At 75.6% G+C, this 19247-nt stretch carries 19 protein-coding genes and 3 pseudogenes; 11 read left to right on the top strand and 11 right to left on the bottom strand.

Annotated features, from left to right (window positions below):
• Positions 1-441: 441 nt before the first annotated feature.
• A pseudogene (locus ACFF45_RS21670) lies at positions 442-1326 on the top strand (D-alanyl-D-alanine carboxypeptidase family protein); the annotation flags it as partial.
• Positions 1327-1361: 35 nt separating this feature from the next.
• Here ACFF45_RS21670 and ACFF45_RS21665 read toward each other — a convergent pair.
• The 3 genes and pseudogenes from ACFF45_RS21665 to ACFF45_RS21655 form a co-directional block, all read right to left on the bottom strand.
• Positions 1362-2717 (bottom strand): glycosyltransferase family 87 protein, encoded by a 1356-nt coding sequence (locus ACFF45_RS21665; protein ID WP_381348084.1) that lies wholly within the window; start codon positions 2715-2717, stop codon positions 1362-1364.
• Complete coding sequence (gene mptB / locus ACFF45_RS21660; RefSeq protein WP_381348083.1) at positions 2714-4108, bottom strand: polyprenol phosphomannose-dependent alpha 1,6 mannosyltransferase MptB; 1395 nt, start codon at positions 4106-4108, stop codon at positions 2714-2716. The genes ACFF45_RS21665 and mptB overlap by 4 nt, the downstream gene beginning before the upstream one ends.
• 317 nt (positions 4109-4425) lie before the next feature.
• Positions 4426-4882: pseudogene (locus tag ACFF45_RS21655) on the bottom strand (asparaginase); the annotation flags it as partial.
• Positions 4883-5143: 261 nt separating this feature from the next.
• On the opposite strand from ACFF45_RS21655, the gene ACFF45_RS21650 reads away from it, so the two are divergent.
• Positions 5144-6295, top strand: a complete 1152-nt coding sequence (locus ACFF45_RS21650) for a fatty acid desaturase family protein (RefSeq protein WP_381348082.1) — start codon at positions 5144-5146, stop codon at positions 6293-6295.
• A gap of 86 nt (positions 6296-6381) precedes the next feature.
• Here ACFF45_RS21650 and crcB (ACFF45_RS21645) read toward each other — a convergent pair whose 3' ends face one another.
• From crcB (ACFF45_RS21645) to ACFF45_RS21635, 3 genes are all read right to left on the bottom strand, one after another.
• The gene (gene crcB / locus ACFF45_RS21645) at positions 6382-6756 is read right to left on the bottom strand and encodes a fluoride efflux transporter CrcB (protein ID WP_381348081.1); all 375 of its coding nucleotides are present in this window, start codon (positions 6754-6756) and stop codon (positions 6382-6384) included.
• A gap of 65 nt (positions 6757-6821) precedes the next feature.
• Positions 6822-7283 carry a fluoride efflux transporter CrcB gene (gene crcB, locus ACFF45_RS21640; RefSeq protein ID WP_381348080.1) on the bottom strand — a complete coding sequence of 154 codons (462 nt, stop codon included), beginning with the start codon at positions 7281-7283 and terminating at the stop codon, positions 6822-6824.
• Between the two features lie 189 nt (positions 7284-7472).
• Entirely contained in the window at positions 7473-7760 is a 288-nt protein-coding gene (locus ACFF45_RS21635; RefSeq protein ID WP_381348079.1) for an ArsR family transcriptional regulator, read from the bottom strand.
• Between the two features lie 491 nt (positions 7761-8251).
• Here ACFF45_RS21635 and ACFF45_RS21630 point away from each other — a divergent pair, with 491 nt between their 5' ends.
• Positions 8252-8641, top strand: coding sequence for a MarR family winged helix-turn-helix transcriptional regulator (locus ACFF45_RS21630; RefSeq protein ID WP_381348078.1), 390 nt, complete (start codon positions 8252-8254; stop codon positions 8639-8641).
• Positions 8642-8749: 108 nt separating this feature from the next.
• Positions 8750-9019, top strand: coding sequence for a hypothetical protein (locus ACFF45_RS21625; protein ID WP_381348077.1), 270 nt, complete (start codon positions 8750-8752; stop codon positions 9017-9019).
• Positions 9020-9053: 34 nt separating this feature from the next.
• On the opposite strand, the gene ACFF45_RS21620 is transcribed toward ACFF45_RS21625, so the two are convergent.
• The 3 genes from ACFF45_RS21620 to ACFF45_RS21610 form a co-directional block, all read right to left on the bottom strand.
• Positions 9054-9872, bottom strand: a complete 819-nt coding sequence (locus ACFF45_RS21620) for an MBL fold metallo-hydrolase (RefSeq protein WP_381348076.1) — start codon at positions 9870-9872, stop codon at positions 9054-9056.
• A 160-nt stretch (positions 9873-10032) separates the two neighbouring features.
• Complete coding sequence (locus ACFF45_RS21615) at positions 10033-10440, bottom strand: SseB family protein (protein ID WP_381348075.1); 408 nt, start codon at positions 10438-10440, stop codon at positions 10033-10035.
• A gap of 646 nt (positions 10441-11086) precedes the next feature.
• Entirely contained in the window at positions 11087-11224 is a 138-nt protein-coding gene (locus tag ACFF45_RS21610; RefSeq protein ID WP_381348074.1) for a hypothetical protein, read from the bottom strand.
• Between the two features lie 314 nt (positions 11225-11538).
• Here ACFF45_RS21610 and ACFF45_RS21605 point away from each other — a divergent pair, with 314 nt between their 5' ends.
• Together ACFF45_RS21605 and ACFF45_RS21600 are read left to right on the top strand one after the other, a co-directional pair.
• A complete protein-coding gene (locus tag ACFF45_RS21605; protein WP_381348073.1) occupies positions 11539-12027 on the top strand; it encodes a DUF6174 domain-containing protein in 489 nt (162 codons plus the stop codon).
• Between the two features lie 83 nt (positions 12028-12110).
• Positions 12111-12239: pseudogene (locus ACFF45_RS21600) on the top strand (VOC family protein); the annotation flags it as partial.
• Positions 12240-12373: 134 nt separating this feature from the next.
• Here ACFF45_RS21600 and ACFF45_RS21595 read toward each other — a convergent pair.
• Both ACFF45_RS21595 and ACFF45_RS21590 read right to left on the bottom strand, forming a co-directional pair.
• Entirely contained in the window at positions 12374-12754 is a 381-nt protein-coding gene (locus ACFF45_RS21595) for a (2Fe-2S) ferredoxin domain-containing protein (protein ID WP_381348096.1), read from the bottom strand.
• Positions 12755-12966: 212 nt separating this feature from the next.
• Positions 12967-13797 carry a DMT family transporter gene (locus ACFF45_RS21590; RefSeq protein WP_381348072.1) on the bottom strand — a complete coding sequence of 277 codons (831 nt, stop codon included), beginning with the start codon at positions 13795-13797 and terminating at the stop codon, positions 12967-12969.
• Positions 13798-14093: 296 nt separating this feature from the next.
• Between ACFF45_RS21590 and ACFF45_RS21585 the strand changes: the two genes are divergently transcribed.
• The 5 genes from ACFF45_RS21585 to ACFF45_RS21565 all read left to right on the top strand — a co-directional run bounded on the left by ACFF45_RS21585 (position 14094) and on the right by ACFF45_RS21565 (position 19200).
• Positions 14094-14495 (top strand): VOC family protein, encoded by a 402-nt coding sequence (locus tag ACFF45_RS21585; RefSeq protein WP_381348071.1) that lies wholly within the window; start codon positions 14094-14096, stop codon positions 14493-14495.
• Positions 14492-15010, top strand: a complete 519-nt coding sequence (locus ACFF45_RS21580) for a mycothiol transferase (protein WP_381348070.1) — start codon at positions 14492-14494, stop codon at positions 15008-15010. The genes ACFF45_RS21585 and ACFF45_RS21580 overlap by 4 nt, the downstream gene beginning before the upstream one ends.
• A gap of 195 nt (positions 15011-15205) precedes the next feature.
• Entirely contained in the window at positions 15206-15376 is a 171-nt protein-coding gene (locus ACFF45_RS21575) for a hypothetical protein (RefSeq protein ID WP_381348069.1), read from the top strand.
• 225 nt (positions 15377-15601) lie between these two features.
• Complete coding sequence (locus ACFF45_RS21570; RefSeq protein WP_381348068.1) at positions 15602-17311, top strand: ABC transporter ATP-binding protein; 1710 nt, start codon at positions 15602-15604, stop codon at positions 17309-17311.
• Positions 17308-19200: an ABC transporter ATP-binding protein gene (locus ACFF45_RS21565; protein ID WP_381348067.1), complete on the top strand. Its 1893-nt coding sequence runs from the start codon at positions 17308-17310 to the stop codon at positions 19198-19200. Before ACFF45_RS21570 ends, ACFF45_RS21565 begins: the two co-directional genes overlap by 4 nt.
• Positions 19201-19247 lie beyond the last annotated feature (47 nt).

The raw sequence follows: 19247 nt of genomic DNA, 5'->3' as shown, positions 1-19247 counted from the left end.
GGGTGCTCCCGATCGGCCTATGGCATCACCGGGACGCGTGCACGCCGGGCATCGGCACGCCCGGCGAACACGCCCTCCCGTCGGCGAACCGACCTCGCGCCCTCCGCCACGCGCCCTGTCGAAGCCGTCACCGACCGCCCGTGTCCGGTCGGCAGGACTGGATCCGAGGCCGATCGGACCGTGCTCCGGCGGGACTTGGTGAGCCGCGCGCTGGAATCGAACGCTGCTTCAACCGGATCAAGGGCTTCCGCGGCATGGCCACCCGGTATGACAAAACCGCCGTACTTGGGGTGCGCCGGCCGGCCGGGCCTTCCCGCCGTCGCCCGCAGGGCGGCGCGCGCCGCGTGGGACACACGGTGCCCGTGCGGCATCCGGGTGTACGCGCGGCCCGCTCGGCCCAGACGGCGAGCGTCGAGACCGACCCCTTCCTAGGTTGATCGTATGACGATCGGATCTTTTTTCCGGGTGGCCGTGTCGACCAGTGGCCTCTGCCTGGCCGGCGCCCTGGCCCTCGCGCCCGTCGCGGCGGCCGCCCCGAACGGGGCCGACCCCGGAACGCCGGGCGGGCCCCGCGGGACGGCACCGGTGCCGGCCGTGCTGTACCGCGCCGGCACCCAGGTGCGGCCGCACCCCGGCACGCCAGGGGTTCCGGACGTCTCCGCCCTGGCGTGGCTGGTGGCCGACGCCCGCACCGGCGAGGTGCTCGCCGCGCGGGACGCGCACCGCGGGCTGCCGCCCGCCAGCACCCTCAAGGCCCTGTTCGCCCTCACCGTGCTGCCCGTGCTGCCCGGCGGCATCCAGCACCGGGTGACCTACGGCGAACTGGCGGAGGTCGGCGAGGGCAGCAGCCTGGTCGGCGTCAGCGAGGGGCACGCGTACCGCGTCGCGGACCTGTGGCGCGGGGTGTTCCTCAGCTCGGGCAACGACGCCGTGCGCGTGCTGGCGCGGCTCAACGGCGGCTGGCGCGTCACCGCCCGGCAGATGGAGGCCAAGGCCCGCGCCCTCGGCGCCCGCGACACCCGGGTCGTGTCGCCCGACGGGTACGACGCGCAGGGGCAGGTGTCGTCGGCGTACGACCTGGCCGTCTTCGGCCGGGAGGGGCTGCGCAACGCGGAGTTCGCCCGGTACTGCGGCACCCCGGAGGCCAAGTTCCCCACGGGCGACGGCTGGGAGTACGACATCCGCAACACCAACCGGCTGCTGACCGGCGACGACGGCGTCGCGCGGTACCCGGGCCTGATCGGCGTCAAGAACGGCTACACCAGCGAGGCCGGGCACACCCTCATCGCCGCCGCCCGGCGCGACGGGCGCACCCTGGTGGTGTCGGTGATGAACCCGCAGTCGGACGGGCCGTTCGACGTCTACGAGGAGGCCCGGTCGCTGCTGGACTGGGGCTTCGGCGCGGCCGGCCGGGTCGACCCGGTCGGCTCGCTGGACGCCCTGCGCGGCAGGCCCCGCCCCGGCCCCGGGGCCGTGCCCGTCCCGGCGGCCGCGGCGGCCGCGCCCGAGCCCGGGACCGGCTGGCCGGAGACCGCGGTGATCGTGGTCGCCGCCGGTCTGGGCGCGGCGACCGTCACGCTGGTCCTGCGGCTGAGGGTCTTCCACGTCGAGGACTGACCGGCCGGCGTCCCGAGCAGCAGCCCGAGGGTGATCCAGGCGTACGTGTTGCTGCCGAGGAAGCCGTCGACGCCGGAGGCGTCGTCGAACCAGAGCCACACCACGCTGGTGCACAGCACCGCGTACAGCACGGCCGCGAGGCGGGGCTGCCCGGCGCGGACCAGCAGCACGAAGGCCGGCAGCAGCCAGACCAGGTGGTGCACCCAGGTGATCGGGCTGACCAGGCACGCCGTCAGGCCGGTCAGGGCGAACGCGGCGTACCAGTCGCCGGCCGCCACCGCCCGGCGGGCACGCCAGGCCCACACGCCCAGCACCAGCAGCACCGACACCGCCCAGACCGCGCGGCTGTCCACGCCGAGCCGGGCCAGGACACCCTGCAGCGACTGGTTGGAGACGTAGTCCAGCCGGCCCACCCGGGTGGTGTCCCACAGGGCGTGGGTCCAGTAGAAGCGCGACGCCTCCGGCGCCACCGCGGCCGCCAGCCCCGTCGCCGCGGCGGCCACGCCCGTCGCGACGGTCGCGGCCCGCCGGCGCCGGGCGAGCAGCAGCAGGCCGATGAAGAGGGCGGGCGTGAGCTTGATGGCCGCCGCGAGGCCGATGCCGACGCCGGCCCAGCGGCCCCGGCCGGTGGCGAGCAGCCAGGCGTCCACCAGGACCAGGGCCAGCAGCAGGACGTTGACCTGCCCGAAACTGAGGGTGTCGCGCAGCGGCTCGAACAGGGCGAGGGCGCAGGCCGCCAGGGCACAGCCGTACCAGCCGTGGCGGCGCCAGGCCCGGCCGGTCAGCACCCGCATCGACACCGCCAGGGCCGCCAGGTTGAGCAGCAGCGCGAGCACGATCGCGGTGCCCATCCCGACCAGGGCCATGGGCAGCATGGCGACGGCGGCGAACGGCGGGTAGGTGAAGCCGTACATCGTGCCCGGCACCCGGTAGTCGTAGATCCGGCCGCCGTCGTGGATCCAGCTGTGGATGGTGCCGTGGTAGACCCGCAGGTCGAACCAGTCGCGCAGGAGCGGGACCGTAGCGGTGAAGACGGTCACGGCGGCCACCAGCGCCGCGACGAGCAGCAGCCGCCCGCGGCCGGTGCGGGGTGCCCTCATGCCGTCCGCCCCAGCACCGGTGCCTGCGCGGCCTGGTGGGCCTGCCACAGCACGACCACGGCGAGCACGCCGCCGGAGACGGCCAGCAGCAGCTGCCCGAGGTCGGCCGGGCCGCCGCTGGGCAGGACGCCCAGCGCGAGCACCCCGGTGACCGCCGCCACCCGGTGCCGCACCGAGGTGGTGGGCGCGGCGGCCGCGATGAGGAACAGCCCCCACAACGCGTACCAGGGCCGGATGGCCGGGCCGAAGGCGGCCACCGCGGCCAGGCTGAGGCCGAGGGCGTACACCGGGCGCGGGCGCAGCCGCACCCATATGAAGAGCAGCGCGACGGCGGTGATCACCAGGCCGATCGTGTGCCAGACCGGGACGGCGAGCGGAGCCAGGTCGCTGCCGAGCCGCTCCAGCAGGGCGGCGGTGGCGCGGCCGAGCAGGCTGGTGAGGGCCCAGTTGTGCGGCGAGACGGGGGTGTTCAGGGCGGCGATCCAGCCGTATCCCGTGCCGGCGGCGGCGGTCGCGGCGACCGTCGTGGCGGCCGCCGCGGCGGCGGTCGTCAGCATCGCCCGCACGGCGCCGCGGCCGGCCCGCATCTGGAGCACCACGATCGCGGCCAGGCCCAGCACGGCGGGCGCCTTGACCAGCGCGGCGAGCGTGACGAGGACCGCGCCGAGGATCGGCCGGCGGCCCAGCGCGGCGACCAGGCCCACCCCGAGCAGGCCGAGCATCATGGCGTCGTTGTGCGCGCCGGCCACCAGGTGCAGCAGCACCAGCGGGTTGAGGGCGCCCAGCCACAGCGCGGCGGCCGGATCGGCGCCGCTGTGCCGGGCGAGGCGGGGCAGCGCGGCCGCCATCAGGGCCACGCCCAGCAGCGCCAGCAGCCGCATGCCCATGAGACCGGCGGGGAGTTCGCCCCGGGTCAGCCCGGACAGTGCCGAGGCGGCGGCGAGGAACACCGGGCCGTACGGGGCGGCCGTGTGCTGCCACACCGGGGAGACCTCCTCGGCGAGCGGGCCGCCGAGCCGGGACGGGCCGTACGCGTACACGTCGATCCGCGCGTCGACCATGGCGCCCTGTGCGAGATAGCTGTAGACGTCCCGGCTGAACAGCGGCGGGGCGAGCAGCAGCGGGGCCGCCCAGACGGCGAGGACCAGCAGCAGGGAGCGGGGCGTGGGGGGTTCGGGGCCGCGCAGCAGCCGGCCGAGCAGTACCCAGGCCGCTATCAGCAGCACGACGCCGAAGTAGACGCCGACGAGTCCGAGCGCGGCGCCGGCCGAGGAGGGCGACAGCAGTTCCCGGACCGGGAGGGCTCCGGCCGTCTCACCGCCCAACGCGAGGAAGGCGGTACCGGCCAGACCGAGCAACTGGCAGCGGCGGAGATCGACGGAGGAAGCCATGGCCAACACTCCGTCAGCGTGTCAACGCCGGGTGGCGGGAAAGCTACGCGCCACCCTCGGTTGGTTTGCCTGCGCATGACCTCCGCGTGATCAGAACACCGACCGTCCGGTGAGCGTCGGGCAACGGTCCAGGGCGGCGACGCCCCCACCGGGCGCAGCAGCGCGGTGAGCCGCACGGTCGGCACCAGGTCTTTCTCCGGCACGAGTTCGGCGACGCCCCGGCCGGTGCCGCCGTGTACGGGGGCTGCTCGGGCGCGGACGTGCACGAGTCGCTCCGGCGCGGACGTGCGGGAGCCGGCTCCGGCGTACGACGCCGGCGGCAGCGCGGCGAGGGGGCGCACCGGCCCGACGCCTCCGACCGGACGGCCGCCGCCCAGCACGGGCTCGCCCGCGAACGCGGTGAGCAGGTCGGGTGCGACCCCGGCGCGGGCCGGCGCGGCGGCGGCGACCGGGACGCGGGCCCGGTGCGCGCCGTCGGCGATCTTCACAGCGATCGCCCGCCCGTCCGGCCGCGCGGCCACCTGCCTCGGCGCCGTCCTCGGCGAGCAGCCCCGGCACGGCCCGCGTCGGCGCGGCCACGTCCCGGCCCGACCCGGAGGCCATCTCGGCGTGCTCGCGCATCGCGTCGGCGACGCGCGCGCCTCGGGGGTGCCGGGCCCGGCGGTGACGATCCGCGCGGCGGCGCGGGCGAGACCGTGCGGGGAGACGGCGGACAGGGGGGCGCCGCAGCCGTCGACGGTGACCTGGGCGTCCGCGGCCGGTGAGGTCCTCGACGGTCGGGGTGTGACGGTCCGAGCGACCGGGACACCTGTCAAGCCGGGCCCGGCCGGCGGCCGGACGGGCGGGGTGGGAGAGCGGGGACGGAGACCGGCGGAGCGGGTGAGGCCGGCGGCGGAGACCGGGCAGGCCGGCGAGAGGGCCCGCCCAGCGGGCTGACGTGCGGAAACCCCCCGCTCCTGCGGGGGTGCTACCTACACCCCCTTCCGGGGGCGGACGGCATTCTGCCACCGCGGGCACCTTCCCATACTGAGGCGCATGACCCATACCACGGTGCTCACAGGGGCTCCCGTCACGCGCTCCACACCCGATGAAACCTCTGGCGAAACACCCGGCAGGACACCCGGCGAAGCTCCCCCCGAAACACCCGGTGAAACACCCGGTGAAACACCCGGTGAAAAGGGCGGCCGACAAAGGGGAAGTGACTTCGCGGAATTGTCCCGCCGCATGACCGAAGCCGGACTGCTGCGCCGTCGGCCCGGGTACTACACGGTGCGTTTCGCGGCGGTGGCCCTGGCCCTCACGGCCGGCGCCGGAGCGTTCCTCGCGCTGGGTGACAGCTGGAGCCAGCTGATCGTCGCCGCCGCGCTGGCGGTGGTCTTCGGCCAGCTCGGTCTGGCCGCCCACGACCTCGCCCACCGGCAGGTCTTCACCCGCCGGCGGCCCAGCGAGGCCGGCGGTCTGCTGGTCGCCGACCTGCTGCTGGGCATGAGCTACGGCTGGTGGACGAACAAGCACACCCGGCACCACGCGCATCCCAATCACGAGGGGAAGGACCCGGACGTCGCCCCCGACATTCTGGTGTGGTCGCGGCGGCAGGCGCGGAAGGCGAAGGGACTTCCCCGTTTCGTCGGCAAGCACCAGTCCGCACTCTTCTTCCCGCTGCTGGCGCTGGAAGGGCTGAACCTGAGTCTCAGCAGTTTCCGGGCACTGCGGAAACCGTCCATGAAACGGCCGGTCCTGGAGGGCACACTGCTCGTGGTCCATTTCGTGGTGTATTTCGGCGCGCTGTTCACCGTCCTCTCCCCCGCCAAGGCGCTGGCCTTCGTCGCCGTCCACCAGGGACTGTTCGGGATCTACCTCGGCTCGGTGTTCGCCCCGAACCACAAGGGGATGCCGATGATCGAGGAGGGGACGCGGCTGGACTTCCTGCGCCGGCAGGTCCTCACCTCGCGCGACGTCACGGGAGGCCCGCTCGTCGACGTGTTCATGGGCGGGCTCAACTACCAGATCGAGCACCACCTCTTCCCCAGCATGCCGACGCCCGCGCTCGCCCGGGCGCAGGTCATCACCGAGCGCTACTGCGCCGAGCTGGGCGTCCCCTACCACCGCACCGGGCTGCTCGCCTCGCACCGGGAGGCGCTGCGCCACCTCAGGAGTGTCGGGGAGCCGCTGCGCGCCGGGGGCTGAGGCCGCGCGGAGCCGCTGCGACGACGAGGCCCGGGGCCGCTGCGACCACAAGAGTCGGGCCCCCACGACCACAGGGCTCGGGGTCGCTACGACCACAGGGCCTCGGCGATCGACACCCCCGCGAAGGCCGCGCCGAGACCCGCCCCCACGCTCCCGACGACGTTCAGGACGGCGAGCCGCCCGGCCCCCGTCCCGGCCAGCCGCAGGGTCTCGTACGAGAAGGTCGAGTACGTGGTGAAGGCCCCGCACAGGCCGGTGCCGAGCAGCAGCTGCCACGGGGAGCTCGCGGCGCCGGCGGCCGCCGCGCCGGTCAGCAGGCCGAGCGCCGCGCAGCCGGTCACGTTGACGGCGAAGGTCCCCCACGGAAAGGCGGAGTCGTGCCGGGAGCGGACCGCCCGGTCGGTGAGGTAGCGGAGCGGGGCGCCGACCATGGCACCCGCGATCACGAGAAGCCAGTTCACGAGGTCCTCTCACTTCCCGAGCACGGCGGGGACGGTCCCGCGCGGGGCGGCGCGGGGCGGCCGGGTCATCGCCGCCTCCACGCCAGGAGACGGCGGGTCGCCGCCGCCCCGCCCCACACCGCGCCGAGCGCCGCCAGGACGGTCGCGGCCAGGCAGGCCAGGGCGGTGCGCGGGTGGCCCGCGTCGACCAGCCGCAGGACGTCGACCGCGTACGTCGAGAAGGTGGTGAAGCCGCCGAGCACTCCCGTGCCGAAGAACGGCCGGACCAGGCGGTGGGCGGCCCGCGCCTGGCTGACCAGCACCATGAACGCGCCGATCACGGCACAGCCGGCCACGTTGACCCAGAAGGTCGGCCAGGGGAAACCGGCCGGCTGCGCGGGCCACCACAAGGAGGCCGCGTACCGGGCCGTGGCGCCGGTCGCGCCGCCCAGGGCGACCGCCGCGACGACGGGCAGCCGGTCGTGCCGGGCCGAGTGCCGTGGGGGATGCGCGTGCAGGGGGGTGCTCTCGGTGTCGGGGGCGGTCATGGCCGTGCGTCTCCTACTCGCCGGGCCCGGCGGGCGGGCTCCTGGTTCCACGAGCAGGGACCGTTGGCGGCACCGGTGCCGCGGTTCGGGTACGGCGGGTCCCACCGCCGCGCCGCGCGGAAACGCGGCCGGCCGCCAGGGTAACCCCGCCGCGCGCGCCCGTCACTCGCGAGCGGCGCCCCGCGCCCCCTACCTGCCCTTCTCGAACAGCCGGGCCACCTCGGCGATCCGCGCCTCGTCGCGGCGGTAGTACGTGCGGCGCCGGACGCGCTCGGCGCGCAGCATGCCGAGGTCGGCGAGGAGGGTGAGGTGGGTACGGGCGACCGAACGGTGGACGCCGGGCTTCTCGGCGACGGCCTCGGCGCAGACCCCGTCGGCCACCAGGTCGGTGTGCCGCCGGTGGGGGAAATGGGCGACCGGATCCTTCAGCCACTCCAGGATGCGCAGACGGGTGTCGTGGGCGGGAGTCCTCAGCATCGCGTCCCCCTCGTCCGGGCCCTGTCCGTGGCGCTTTTTCTCCGGGGCGCCGGGCAAGCCGCCGCACCCCGCACAGACGGCGGACTTGACCAAAATCGAACGATCCTTCGACTCAGTGTCGCTCAAGGACGGCGGAACGGACGGACGTCAGGCGGAGGGAGGAAGAGCGCGAGGGAGGAAGAGCGCCAGGAACGAACGGATCACGGAGGCCCGGCCGGGCCTCCGTGATCCGTGAGCCGGGCCCGGCGCGGCGGGGTGCGCGCTCGGTCCCCGCCGCGCCCCGGCTCCCTCAGCGGTGGCCGACCACGCCATCGCCGGCAGCGCCCGGCCGTCGTGGCCGAGCTGGTCGCCGAGGTGCCGGACGCGGACGGCACCCTGATCGGCCCGGGACCGGGCCGGCTGAGGTCCCGCGGCGCCGCGGCCGCGCGCACCGGTGCACATGCACTAGTTGCACGCTCAACAGACGCCGGGATCGGTGTTACCGTGCGGACATGGCGGCGAACACGACCGGCACCGGTCTGGAGCAGCGGTGGCGGGACATCCTGTCGGTGCGCGCGCGCACGATGTGCGAGATCGACCGCGTGCTCCATCCGCACGGGCTCGGTGCGAGCGACTTCGAGGTGCTGGACCTCCTCGCCACCGCGGCGCCGGAGGAGGGCGACCACTGCCGCGTGCAGAACCTCGTCGGCCGGGTGCACCTCAGCCAGAGCGCCCTGTCCCGCCTCATCGGCCGCCTGGAGAAGGACGGCCTGGTCGAGCGCACCGTCTGTGCCGAGGACCGGCGGGGCGTGTGGGTCGCCCTGACCGGCAAGGGCCGCGCCCTGCACGCCGAGGTGCTGCCTCTTCAGCGGGCGGCGCTGGCGCGGATGCTGGACGGCTGATCGGTTCGCCCTGATGGCGGGCCATCCGCCGGGGTACCCGCTCGTGACGGACGACAGGTCCCGGGAAAGCCGCCCAGACCGGGCCACCGACCACGAGAGGTGCCGAACATGACCGACTCCGACCCGACCGCGCTGACCGTACTGAAGGAGCGGGCCGACAGCGGCGACCCCGACGCGATCGACGAGCTGGTGGAGCTCGCCGCCGAACGGGGCGACCTGGCCGAGCTGCGCCGCCTCGCCGACCGGGGCAGCAGCACCGCGACCGACCAGCTGGTCGAGGCGGCCACCGAGCGGGGCGACCTGGACGAGCTGCGCCGCCTCGCCGACGCGGGCAGCGTCACCGCCGGCGACCGGCTCCTGGAACTCACCACCGGGTGACGGCGCCCCGGTTCCCCGGGGCGGGGCGGGGGCGTCACAGGACGAACTCCGCCCCGTCCGCGAGGATCTCCACGCCCGCCTCGGCGGCCTGCGCGCGGGCCCCCGAGGAGGGGTCGAGCAGGTCGCCCGCGTGGTCGAGGCGGGTGCAGATGCGCCGGGGCCCCGGCAGGGGCGGGGAGGCCGCCGGCGGCGGAGCGGAGGCCGTCGCGACCAGCTCGCCGTCGAGTACGGCGCAGTCGGCGCCCGCCACCAGCTCCGCCAGCTCCGCGTCCCGGGCGGCCACCCGGGGCGCGTAGACGAGTACACCGCCGGTGGCCAGGTCCTCGATGCGGTACGCCGTCACCCAGCAGGCGTCGGCCGCCCGCCGCGGCAGGTACGCCGGCGCCGAGGAGCCGACGGGATGGGCGGTGACCACCAGGCCGCCGGAGAGCACGAAACCGCCGGCGGGAAGGCTGTCGTACCACTCCCACGGGGCGTACCGCTCGACCATGTCGCGCGCCGGTGCCAGCGCGGCGAGGACCGGCGGCGCGGCGTACACCTTCAGCCCCGGCCCTCCGCGCAGCTCGGTCAGGCCGGTCACGTGCTCCGGTTCGGCGTCCGTGAGCAGCACGCCCCGCACCGGGGTGGGCAGGGGTCCCGGGCGCGGCCACAGCGCGGAGGCGGCGGTGAGCTGGGCCCGGATGTCCGGCGAGGCGTTGAGCAGCCACCAGTCCCGCTGGTTGCCGGTGACGGCGGCCGCCTCCTGGGTACGGGAGGGCAGCTTGCCGTCGCGGGCGGCGGCGCACGGCGCGCAGCCGCAGTCCCACCGCGGGAAGCCGCCACCGGCCGCGGTGCCGAGCAGGACGACCCTCAAGACGACCCCCGACGTTCGCTGCGGATCCTTCCGCTGGGGTCTTCCCATCGCGCGGGGCGTGACCACCCCGGCGCGGGGCACATTTCCGGCCGACCTCGGCGCGCGTCGGCCCGGCGAACCCCGCACGACGTGGGCGTTCACCCGAGGTGAACGCCCGGGCTCAGCCTTCCGGGCGGGCCAGCAGGGTGCGGACGCCGTCCGAGGTGAGGGTCAGGCCGTGCGAGGAGCTGCCGTCGATGGTGAGGGACAGTTCGTCGGACGGCCACTGCGAGGCGAGGGCGCCGAGCGGCACGAGCCGGTAGCGGGAGACGAACGGCAGCAGCTCGGCCATCTCCAGTTCGGAGGTGAACACGGGCACCACCGGGCGCCCGTCCGGCTCCTCCAGCACGGGCAGCGCCACCGCCATGGGGTCGGCGGCCTCCTCGTCGAGGGCGTCGTCCGGGACGGGGACCAGCACCTCGCTGCTCGCGAGGGTGTCCAGCGCCGACTCGTCCTCGGTGTTCACGACGAGCGCGTCCAGCGCCTGCTGGGCCGGGGTGGGGGTGGGGTCGTTCGCGGGTGTCTCCATGGCGGATTCCCTGGTCGTGGCGGTCGTGGGGGCCGCCCGGGCCAAGATCGATTCCCCGGTGCGACCCTCGACGCGTACCCCGGCGGACGCGGACTATGCGCCCTCCCGCCCGCCCCCCACGGAGGACGCCGGCCAGTGCCGCGGCACTAGAGCCTGCGATCGGCCCCCGGTGCCTCCCCCGCGCGGCCGGCGCCGTAGTCGAGCCGCTGCGCGGTCCTCACCAGAGCGGCCAGCGGGTCACTCGAAGGAGTGCGTGGCACGGGCCGGATCCCCCGGGTCCTGCGCACACGGAAACGGACCAGCCATCGTGCGACCGTGATCCCTGCCAACCGTTCTCCCCTTCCCAGCCCCTCGGGGACACCGACGCCCGGCGGTGCCGTGCGCCAGGGTAATTCGCCATGCCGCGCCACCTCTTCCGCCAGGTAGAAATATCCACCTGTCCGGGCATGGCGCATCAGATCAGACGACCGGAAATTCGCACAAGGCGCGTGTTATTAGCACATTGGTGCGCGTCGCTCACGGGTCGCGATCCGCCGGTGCGCCACCGCCGCGCGCGGGCTGTGCCGCGCGGGCCCGACGGCGCCGGCGGCGGACAGCCGCCCGGGGCGGACACCCGGGCGTCCGCCCGGCGCCGCCGGGGTGACCGTCAGCCGCTGTGGACGCCCACCTCGTACAGCGGGTGGCCCCAGCCGGTGGCACGCTCCAGGCAGTGGACGCGGACGTACCGGGCGGATACGGGGGTGAACCGGGCCGTGTCCAGGGTGGCCCGGCGGTCGGCCGGCACGGCACTGGTGGCGCCGCTGCTGACGGGTCGTCACGACCGCCGTGGGACACCCGAGAGGTTGGCCAGTGCCTATGTGGCGTCAACGGCCGTGCGCTGTCCAGCCGTTGAGCGGTCGTGGGGCGTCCGTGCCCGGCCGCCAGGCGTCTCCGGCGGCCGGGCACGGGCCGGCTGTCAGGTGCCGGGGGACTCCCCCACGCCAGGTGGGAGAAGGTCCGGTTCGTTCGGGCGGCCAGGGCGCGGGGCCGGGGCGAACGTTCGCCGGCCGGCCGGCGTCGTAGCGGTAACCGTCCGAGGGGCCGAAGGGATTCGCCGTCATGACACGTGCACGCCTCAGGATCCGTACCGTGTTCGCGCCCGTGCTGACCGGAGGGCTGATGTGCGCGACGGCCGCCTGCGGGGGCGGTACGTCTCCGGCGCGGCCCTCGCCGGAGTGGCACGAACCCTCCTCGTACACCTACACCCTCCGGTCGGCCCAAGGGGAGCGGCCGCTGATCGGGACGTTCCGGGTGACCGTCACCGACGGCGCGGTGACGGCGGCGGCCGGCCTGGACGTCAGCGGGCGGCGCGTGGCCCGGCACAACCCCGGGGCGGTGCCCACCCTCGGGGAGCTGCTGGCGGAGCTGGCACAGGCCCGGCGGGACGGGGCGGACACGGCGGAGGCCGAGTACGCGGCCGACGGGCACCCGGTGCGCATCACCCTGGACTGGGAGCGGAACGCCCTGGACGACGAGGCCGCGTACGTCATCAGCGGGTACCGGGCGGGGCGGTGGGCGACGGCGCCGCAGCCGGGCTCCACGCGATGAACAGGTACCGCTCGCCAGCGTGTTTCCTGTTGGCGGCCGCCCTGCCCGTCCCGGCTCGGCGGACGACCTGGGAACGGGAACAGGTGACCGTCCACTCGGTGGACCCGGCGGCCTTGGGGCAGTGGTGGGCCGACGTTCTCGGGCGGGTCGTGGTCCACGCCTCCGACGACGAGTTCGAGATCCGCCCGGAGCCGGACCGGCTGCCGGGACTGGCTGCTCCCCGCTGCGCTCCTCGCTCGCCGGCGACGGCTTCACCAGCCTGGCCCGCCGCGCCGGGCCCGGCCGTCGACCGGGCGCTGGCCACCGGCCGCCGCACCCGGGACCCGGCCCGCACCGCGCACGGCGGTCAGACGCCGCGCGGAGTCCGGGTCCGTCGCCGCGGGGTGAAGACGTAGAGGTCCAGGATGTCCGGCAGCGCCGCGAGGCCCGGGCCGCCCGCCCGTACCCAGGCGGCGACGTCCTCGGTCGCGGCGGAATCGTTGACCAGGCCGAGCCAGACGGGCCGGCCACCGGCGGCACGCCCCTCGGCCGAGGGCTGTACGACGATCACGTTCGCCTGGTCGCACACGTCGAGGCAGCCGGTGATCCGGACGGGGGCGTCCCTCGCGAGACGCGCGGTCTGTTCGGCGTGGTCGACACCGGTCACCTTCCGACTGCCGCAGCGGCAGTCACGGCACACGACGACCCGGCACGGCACCGAACCGCCCCGGGACGCCCCGGCGGACATGGCCACAGGTCCCTCCTCCCCGGCGGGATCCGCCCCGGTGACGTCGAGGAGTCGCCCGTTCCGCGCCCATCATCGCAGACGCGCGCGGAGTCGGATCCGCGGCGTCGCGGTGAGCACGGGCCTCGGGCGCCCCCAGGGGGTGTCTCGCCGATCATGCCGGGCTCGCCGCGCCCGGCCGCCCCCCTGATCCGGCCCGACCGGCGAGACACCCCCTAGGGCGTCCGGTCCTCCGCCTCGCCGAAGCGGGCCAGCACGAGGGCGCCCGCGATGGACGCCGCGAACCCGGCCACCGCCACCGGCGCGAGGCCGTGGCGGGTGGTGTCCCCCAGCCAGACGACGCCGAACAGCGCGGGCCAGACGGTCTCTCCGGTGACCATCGCCGCGGTGGCGGAGGTGACCGACCCGGACTGCAGCGCCTCGATCAGCAGCAGATAGCCGGTGATCCCCGAAACGATCACGGCGTACACGGCCGGATCGACCAGCAGGCCGGGCAGGGACAGGCCCGCCAGCAGCCGCGCCGCGACGGCCACCACGCCGAAGCTGACCCCCGCGACGGCGCCCAGTACGGCCGCGCGGTGGCGGATGTCCCCCAGGCGCGGGCTCAGCGCCCGGCTGGCCAGGGCGAGTCCGACCGACCCCACCAGGACCGCGAGCCGCATCCTGGCGTCGCCGTCCCCGCCGGTCTCCCGGCCCGCCGCGACCGCCATCAGAGCGAGCCCGCCGCACACCGCGGCGACGGCGGCCCACTCCGCCCGTCGCAGCCGGACGCGCAGCACGACCGCCGAGACGAGCGCGGTGACCGCGAGCGCCCCGGCGACCGCCGCCTCGACCAGGAAGAGCGGCACGGAGCGCAGGGAGAGCAGTTCGGCGCCGAAGCCCGCGGTGTCGAGGGCGACGCCCGCGACGAACGGCCACTGCCAGGCGGCCCGCACCGCCGCCCCGGCGCCTCCGGGCGCCACGCGGCGCGCGCCGAGCGCCTGGAACACGGTCGCCGTTCCCATGAAGACGGCGGCGCACAGCGCGAACAGCAGGCCGAGTCCCATGCCCGCAGGCTAGTGCGCCGACGGCACCCCGCCGCGGAAGGCGGCCCGTCGCGGTGTCGTGCACACCCCTCGGTGTCTGCACCCCCGTGGTGCCGTTCGAGCAGGGGTTCGCCCGCACGAAGACCTGGAAGACCCTCCGCGGCTGCCGCCCGTAAGGCGACGGCGTCCGCCACGCCATGCCCGGCGTCGCCCGCCCGTACCACCGGTCCCTCACAGGACAGGCCCCGGCCTGCGCGCGAGGAGACACCGGCTGCCGCCTATGCAGGAGGGCGGTCACTGGTAGATCCTTCGTGGCCGTGACCCAGACGACAAGCGAAACCAAGTGGCCCGGAAAGATCAGTGCCATCACCCTGTTCGTAGAGGACCTGGAGGCCACGAAGCGGTTCTACCGTGACGTGTTCCGCCTGCCGGTGACCTACGAGGACGACAGCTCGGCCGTGTTCGGCTTCGGGAACACCTTCATCAACCTGCTGCGGTCCACCGCGGCACATGAACTGATCCACCCCGCGCGCGTCGCCGACCCGGACGCCGGCTCCCGCCTTCAGCTCACCCTCCCCGTGGACGACGTGGACGCGATGTGCAAGGAGCTGACCACCCGCGGCGTGACGCTGCTGAACGGCCCGATGGACCGGCCCTGGGGGATACGAACGGCCAGCTTCAGGGATCCGGGCGGCCACATCTGGGAGATCGCACAGTGACCGCGACCGCGTCCACGACTGCGGACGCCGAGATTCAGGTCCTCCTGTCCGTTCTGAACACACAGCGCCGTCATGTCCTCGGCATACTCGACGGGCTGGACGCGGAGGCCCTGCGGCGGCCCGTGCTGCCGTCCCGATGGAGCTGCCTGGGGCTCGTCCAGCACCTCGCGCTCGACGTCGAGCGGTTCTGGTTCCGTGCCGTCATCACCGGCGACCCCGCCGTCATCGAAGCCCTCGATGACATCGACGACGCCTGGCAGGTCGCCCCCGGCGTACCGCATACCGAGGTACTCGATAGATACCGCACGGAGACGGACCTCGCGCACACCGCCGTCGCCGCTGCGGACGCGGACGCCCCTCTGGCCTGGTGGCCCCACCACCTCTTCGGCGAACCGCACCTGCACACCGTTCGGGACGTCCTGCTGCACGTCATCACCGAGACCGCATGCCACGCCGGGCATCTCGACGCCGCACGAGAACTCATCGACGGCCGACGATGGATGGTTCTGGCCTGAGCCCGGCGGCGGACCCGCGACAGGGACGAGCCGTCCACGGCACAACCCTACGAGGGCCGGCCTCGTAAGGAGACTGCCGGTGGCGGAACGGCGTGCCCCGGGCGCGAGTTGACGGCGCGGGCCGATGGTTCGCCGGCCCGCGACGAGGGCTCGACGGCGCGCTGCGGGCCGCCCTGGGGCACGGCCCGAGCCCCCGTGAGGAGACGCCGGCCCGGACGGCCGAGGCCGGCGGGCGCCGCCGCGCTGCTCGTGGCGGTCCGGGCGATCCCCGCGGGCGCCCAGCACGCCTCCGCGGCGGCGCCCGCCGGGGCGTCCCGCGCGGCCCTGTACCGGCTGCGCGAGGAGCGGCCGGTGGGGACGCGCTGATCCTCCGGGACCGGCGCGGCCGGACCGAACGGCCGGAACGGCCCGAACGGCCCGAACGGCCCGAACGGCGCGGCAGTTCGACGTACGAACACCGGTACCAGCTGGTCCGGGTGGCCGACGCGCCGCCGTGTCCCCAAGGGGGTAGCCGCGAGGGGCAGTTTTGATTAGCCTTACCTAAGTTGTGCACGGTGTCCGGGCGCTGTGAACCCCCCTCCGGAGGGATGCGTGAGAAGAGCGGGCCTGCCGGGGCGGAGCCTCCTGTGGCGTGCGGTCGGCGGGCAGCGCCGTGACCTCGCCCTCGGGGCCGTCCTGGGAATGGGTCATCAGACGGGCGAGGCCCTGGTGCCGGTGCTCATCGGACTGGCCGTCGAACGCGGCGTCGTGGCGGCGGACCCGGGCGGCCTGCTGCGCTGGCTCGGCGTCCTGGCCGTCGTCTACGCGGGGCTCTCGTTCAGTTTCCGGTGCAGCGCGCGAGCCGGTGAACGCGCGTCCGTGACCGCCGCGCACCGCCTCAGGACCGAACTGGTCGCCCGGGTCCTCGCCCCGGAGGGCGGCGCGGAGGACGGCCGGCTGCCCGGGGAACTGGCCAGCACCGCCACGGAGGACGCCCGGCGGGTCGGCGCCGTCACCATGGCGCTCGTCGCCGCGATCGCGTCGGCGACCGGCCTGGCGGTCGCCGCCGTCGTGCTGCTGCGCACGTCCCTCACCCTCGGCCTGCTCGTCCTGCTCGGCACCCCGCTGCTGCTGTGGCTGGTGCACCTGCTGAGCAAACCCCTGGAGCGGCGCAGCGAGACCGAACAGGACCGCGCGGCGCGTGCCTCGGGCGTAGCCGCGGACCTCGTGGCCGGGCTGCGCGTGCTCAAGGGCATCGGCGCCGAACCGGCGGCCGTCGCCCGCTACCGCCGCACCAGCCAGGAGTCACTGGCCGCCACCCTGCGCGCGACCCGTGCCGGGGCCTGGCAGAACGGTGTCGTCACCCTGCTCACCGGGGCCTTCCTCGCACTGGTGGCGCTGGTCGGCGGGCGGCTCACCGCGCGCGGTGACATCACGCTCGGCGAGCTGGTCTCGTCCGTCGCGCTGGCGCTGTTCCTCATCGGCCCGCTCTCCGAGTTCTCCTGGGTCAACGCGGAGCTGGCGCAGGGCCGGGCGTCCGCCGCGCGGATCGCCGAAGTGCTCGGCGCCGGCCGGGCGGTGCCGCCCGGGCCGCCCGCCGGCGGCTCCCCGCCCCGACCGGTCCGGGGCGGACTGCGGCTGCGCGGCCTCACGTACGGCTCCCTGCGCGGGGTGGACCTCGACGTCGCCCCCGGCGAGACGGTGGGCGTGGTCACCGCCGACCCCGCCGACGCGTCGGCCCTGCTGCGCTGTCTGGGCCGGCACGCCGACCCGGAGGGCGGCACCGTGGCACTGGACGGGACGGAGCTGCCCGCCCTGAGCCTCGCGGAGGTGCGGGCCGCGATCCTCGTCGCCGAGCACGACGCCGACCTGTTCGAGGGCACACTCCTCGACAACGTCACCGCCGCGGCCGGCGCCGCCACCGCCGCCCGCGTCACCGCCGCGATCACCGCGTCCCGCACCGACGAGGTCGTGCGTGCCCTGCCCGACGGCACGGCCACGGCCGTCACCGCGCGCGGCCGCTCGCTCTCGGGGGGCCAGCGGCAGCGGGTGGCCCTCGCCCGGGCGCTGGCCGCCGACGCGCCGGTGCTCGTGCTCCACGAGCCGACCACCGCCGTCGACGCGGTCACGGAGGCGGGCATCGCCGCCGGGATCCGCGACGTCCGCGCCGGCCGCACCACCGTCCTGGTGACCAACAGCCCCGCGCTGCTCGCCGTGACCGACCGGGTCGTCCTCGTCGAGGGCGGCAGGGTCACCGCGACCGGCACCCACGCGCGACTCGTCCACGACCGCGCCGCCTACCGGACGGCGGTCCTCACATGACCGAGCACCCCATGACGACGGACGCCACGGCAGACGGCGCGACGGACGCCGCGGGGACCGCCGCGGCGGACACCGGCGGTCCGGCCGGCTCCCGGGACGGCAGCGGCTCCCCGGCGACGGCGGCCGCCTGGCCCGGATCGCCCCTGCTGCCCGTCGCCACGCCCGCCCGCACCCGCGCCGCCGTCGCCGAACTGCTGCGGCCGCAGCGGGCGTCGGCCGTCACCGCGTTCGCCGTCATGGTCGCCTCCACCGCCGTCGGACTGCTCGTGCAGCCGCTGCTGGGCCGGATCGTCGACCTGGCCGCCGGCCGCGGCTCCGTCGACGCCGTCACCACCACCGCGGCGCTGCTCCTGGCGGTCGCGGTGGCGCAGGGCGTCACCGCCGGGTTCGGCCTGTCCCTGATCTCCCGGCTCGGTGAGACGACCCTGGCCCGGTTGCGCGAGCGGTTCGTCGAGCGGGCGCTGGGGCTGCCGCTGGAGCGGGTCGAGCGGGCCGGCGCCGGCGACCTGACCGCCCGGGTCACCGCCGACGTCTCGCTGATCGCGGAGGCCGTCCGCAACGCCCTGCCGGAGCTGGCCCGTTCGCTGCTGACCATCGTCCTGACGCTGGCCGCCCTGGCGGTGCTGGACTGGCGATTCCTGCTGGCCGCACTGCTCGCGGTGCCCGTCCAGGCGGCCACCGCCCGCTGGTACGTCGCCCGTGCCGTGCCGCTCTACGCCGAGCAGCGCAGGGCCGCCGGCGCCCAGCAGCAGCAACTGCTCGACACCGTCGCGGGCAGCTCCACGGTGCGCGCGTTCCGGCTGGAGAAGGAGCACACCGAGCGGGTCGCGGAGCGGTCCCGGTCCGTGGTGGCGCTGACGATGCGCGGAGTCGAACTCGTGCTGGGCTTCTACAGCCGCCTGCACGTCGCCGAGTACATCGGCCTCGCCGCGGTGCTGTTCACCGGCTACTGGCTGGTCCGCCGGGGCGAGGCGTCGATCGGCACGGCGACCGCCGCCGCCCTGTACTTCCACAGCCTGTTCACCCCGGTCAACGCCGCCCTCGTGCTCCTCGACGACGCCCAGTCGGCCACGGCGGGCCTGTCGCGGCTCGTGGGGGTCACCGACCGGCCACCGCCCCCGGAGCGGACGCCTCCGGTCCGGCCGGCCGGTGTCGACGTCACCGTGCGCGGCCTCGGTCACGCCTACCGCCCCGGGCATCCGGTCCTGCACGACGTCGACCTGACGATCCGCCGGGGCGAGCGGGTGGCGCTCGTCGGTGCCAGCGGCGCCGGCAAGACCACGCTCGCCCGGCTCGTCGCGGGCATCCAGCCGCCCACCACCGGCACGGTCCTGGTCGGCGGGGTGCCGCCGGCCGGCCTCGGCGCGGCCGCCACCCGCACGGTCGCCCTGATCACCCAGGAGACCCATGTGTTCGCGGGCCCCCTCGCCGACGACCTCCGCCTGGCCGGGCCCGGTGCCACCGACGACGAACTGCGCGCGGCCCTGGACCGCGTCGACGCCCTCGCCTGGGCCGAGGCACTGCCCGACGGCCTCGCCACCGTCGTCGGCGACGGCGGCCACAAGCTGAGCGGCGCGCAGACGCAGGCGCTGGCGCTCGCCCGGCTGATCCTCGCCGACCCTCCCCTGGTGATCCTGGACGAGGCCACCGCCGAGGCGGGCAGCGCCGGAGCGCGCACCCTGGAGAAGGCGGTCGCGCGGGCGGTGGACGGCCGCACCGCGCTGATCGTCGCCCATCGGCTCAGCCAGGCGGCGACCGCCGACCGCGTCGTCGTCCTGGAGGCGGGACGCGTCGTCGAGACCGGCACGCACGACGAACTCCGCGCCGCCGGGGGCCGCTACGCGGCCATCTGGCAGGCGTGGTCGGCCACCCGCGACACCACCCCCTGACCCCCGTCCCGGACCCCCACGCACGGACGCACTTCCGGGATCCACCC

It is taken from the genome of Streptomyces cinereospinus, assembly GCF_042430725.1.
Lineage (GTDB): Bacteria > Actinomycetota > Actinomycetes > Streptomycetales > Streptomycetaceae > Streptomyces > Streptomyces cinereospinus.
Note: the sequence above shows the minus strand (reverse complement) of the source record. Positions and strands in the feature narration are given on the sequence as shown.

What these genes read in the sequence shown, in the direction of transcription:
- ACFF45_RS21635 (WP_381348079.1), bottom strand. Translation starts at nt 7,760, where the DNA reads ATGCTGAGGACTCCCGCCCACGACACCCGTCTGCGCATCCTGGAGTGG.
- ACFF45_RS21590 (WP_381348072.1), bottom strand. Translation starts at nt 13,797, where the DNA reads ATGGGACTCGGCCTGCTGTTCGCGCTGTGCGCCGCCGTCTTCATGGGA.
- mptB (WP_381348083.1), bottom strand. Translation starts at nt 4,108, where the DNA reads ATGGCTTCCTCCGTCGATCTCCGCCGCTGCCAGTTGCTCGGTCTGGCC.
- ACFF45_RS21565 (WP_381348067.1), top strand. Translation starts at nt 17,308, where the DNA reads ATGACCGAGCACCCCATGACGACGGACGCCACGGCAGACGGCGCGACG.
- ACFF45_RS21630 (WP_381348078.1), top strand. Translation starts at nt 8,252, where the DNA reads ATGGCGGCGAACACGACCGGCACCGGTCTGGAGCAGCGGTGGCGGGAC.
- ACFF45_RS21650 (WP_381348082.1), top strand. Translation starts at nt 5,144, where the DNA reads ATGACCCATACCACGGTGCTCACAGGGGCTCCCGTCACGCGCTCCACA.
- ACFF45_RS21665 (WP_381348084.1), bottom strand. Translation starts at nt 2,717, where the DNA reads ATGAGGGCACCCCGCACCGGCCGCGGGCGGCTGCTGCTCGTCGCGGCG.
- ACFF45_RS21595 (WP_381348096.1), bottom strand. Translation starts at nt 12,754, where the DNA reads ATGTCCGCCGGGGCGTCCCGGGGCGGTTCGGTGCCGTGCCGGGTCGTC.
- ACFF45_RS21605 (WP_381348073.1), top strand. Translation starts at nt 11,539, where the DNA reads ATGACACGTGCACGCCTCAGGATCCGTACCGTGTTCGCGCCCGTGCTG.
- crcB (WP_381348080.1), bottom strand. Translation starts at nt 7,283, where the DNA reads ATGACCGCCCCCGACACCGAGAGCACCCCCCTGCACGCGCATCCCCCA.
- ACFF45_RS21625 (WP_381348077.1), top strand. Translation starts at nt 8,750, where the DNA reads ATGACCGACTCCGACCCGACCGCGCTGACCGTACTGAAGGAGCGGGCC.
- ACFF45_RS21615 (WP_381348075.1), bottom strand. Translation starts at nt 10,440, where the DNA reads ATGGAGACACCCGCGAACGACCCCACCCCCACCCCGGCCCAGCAGGCG.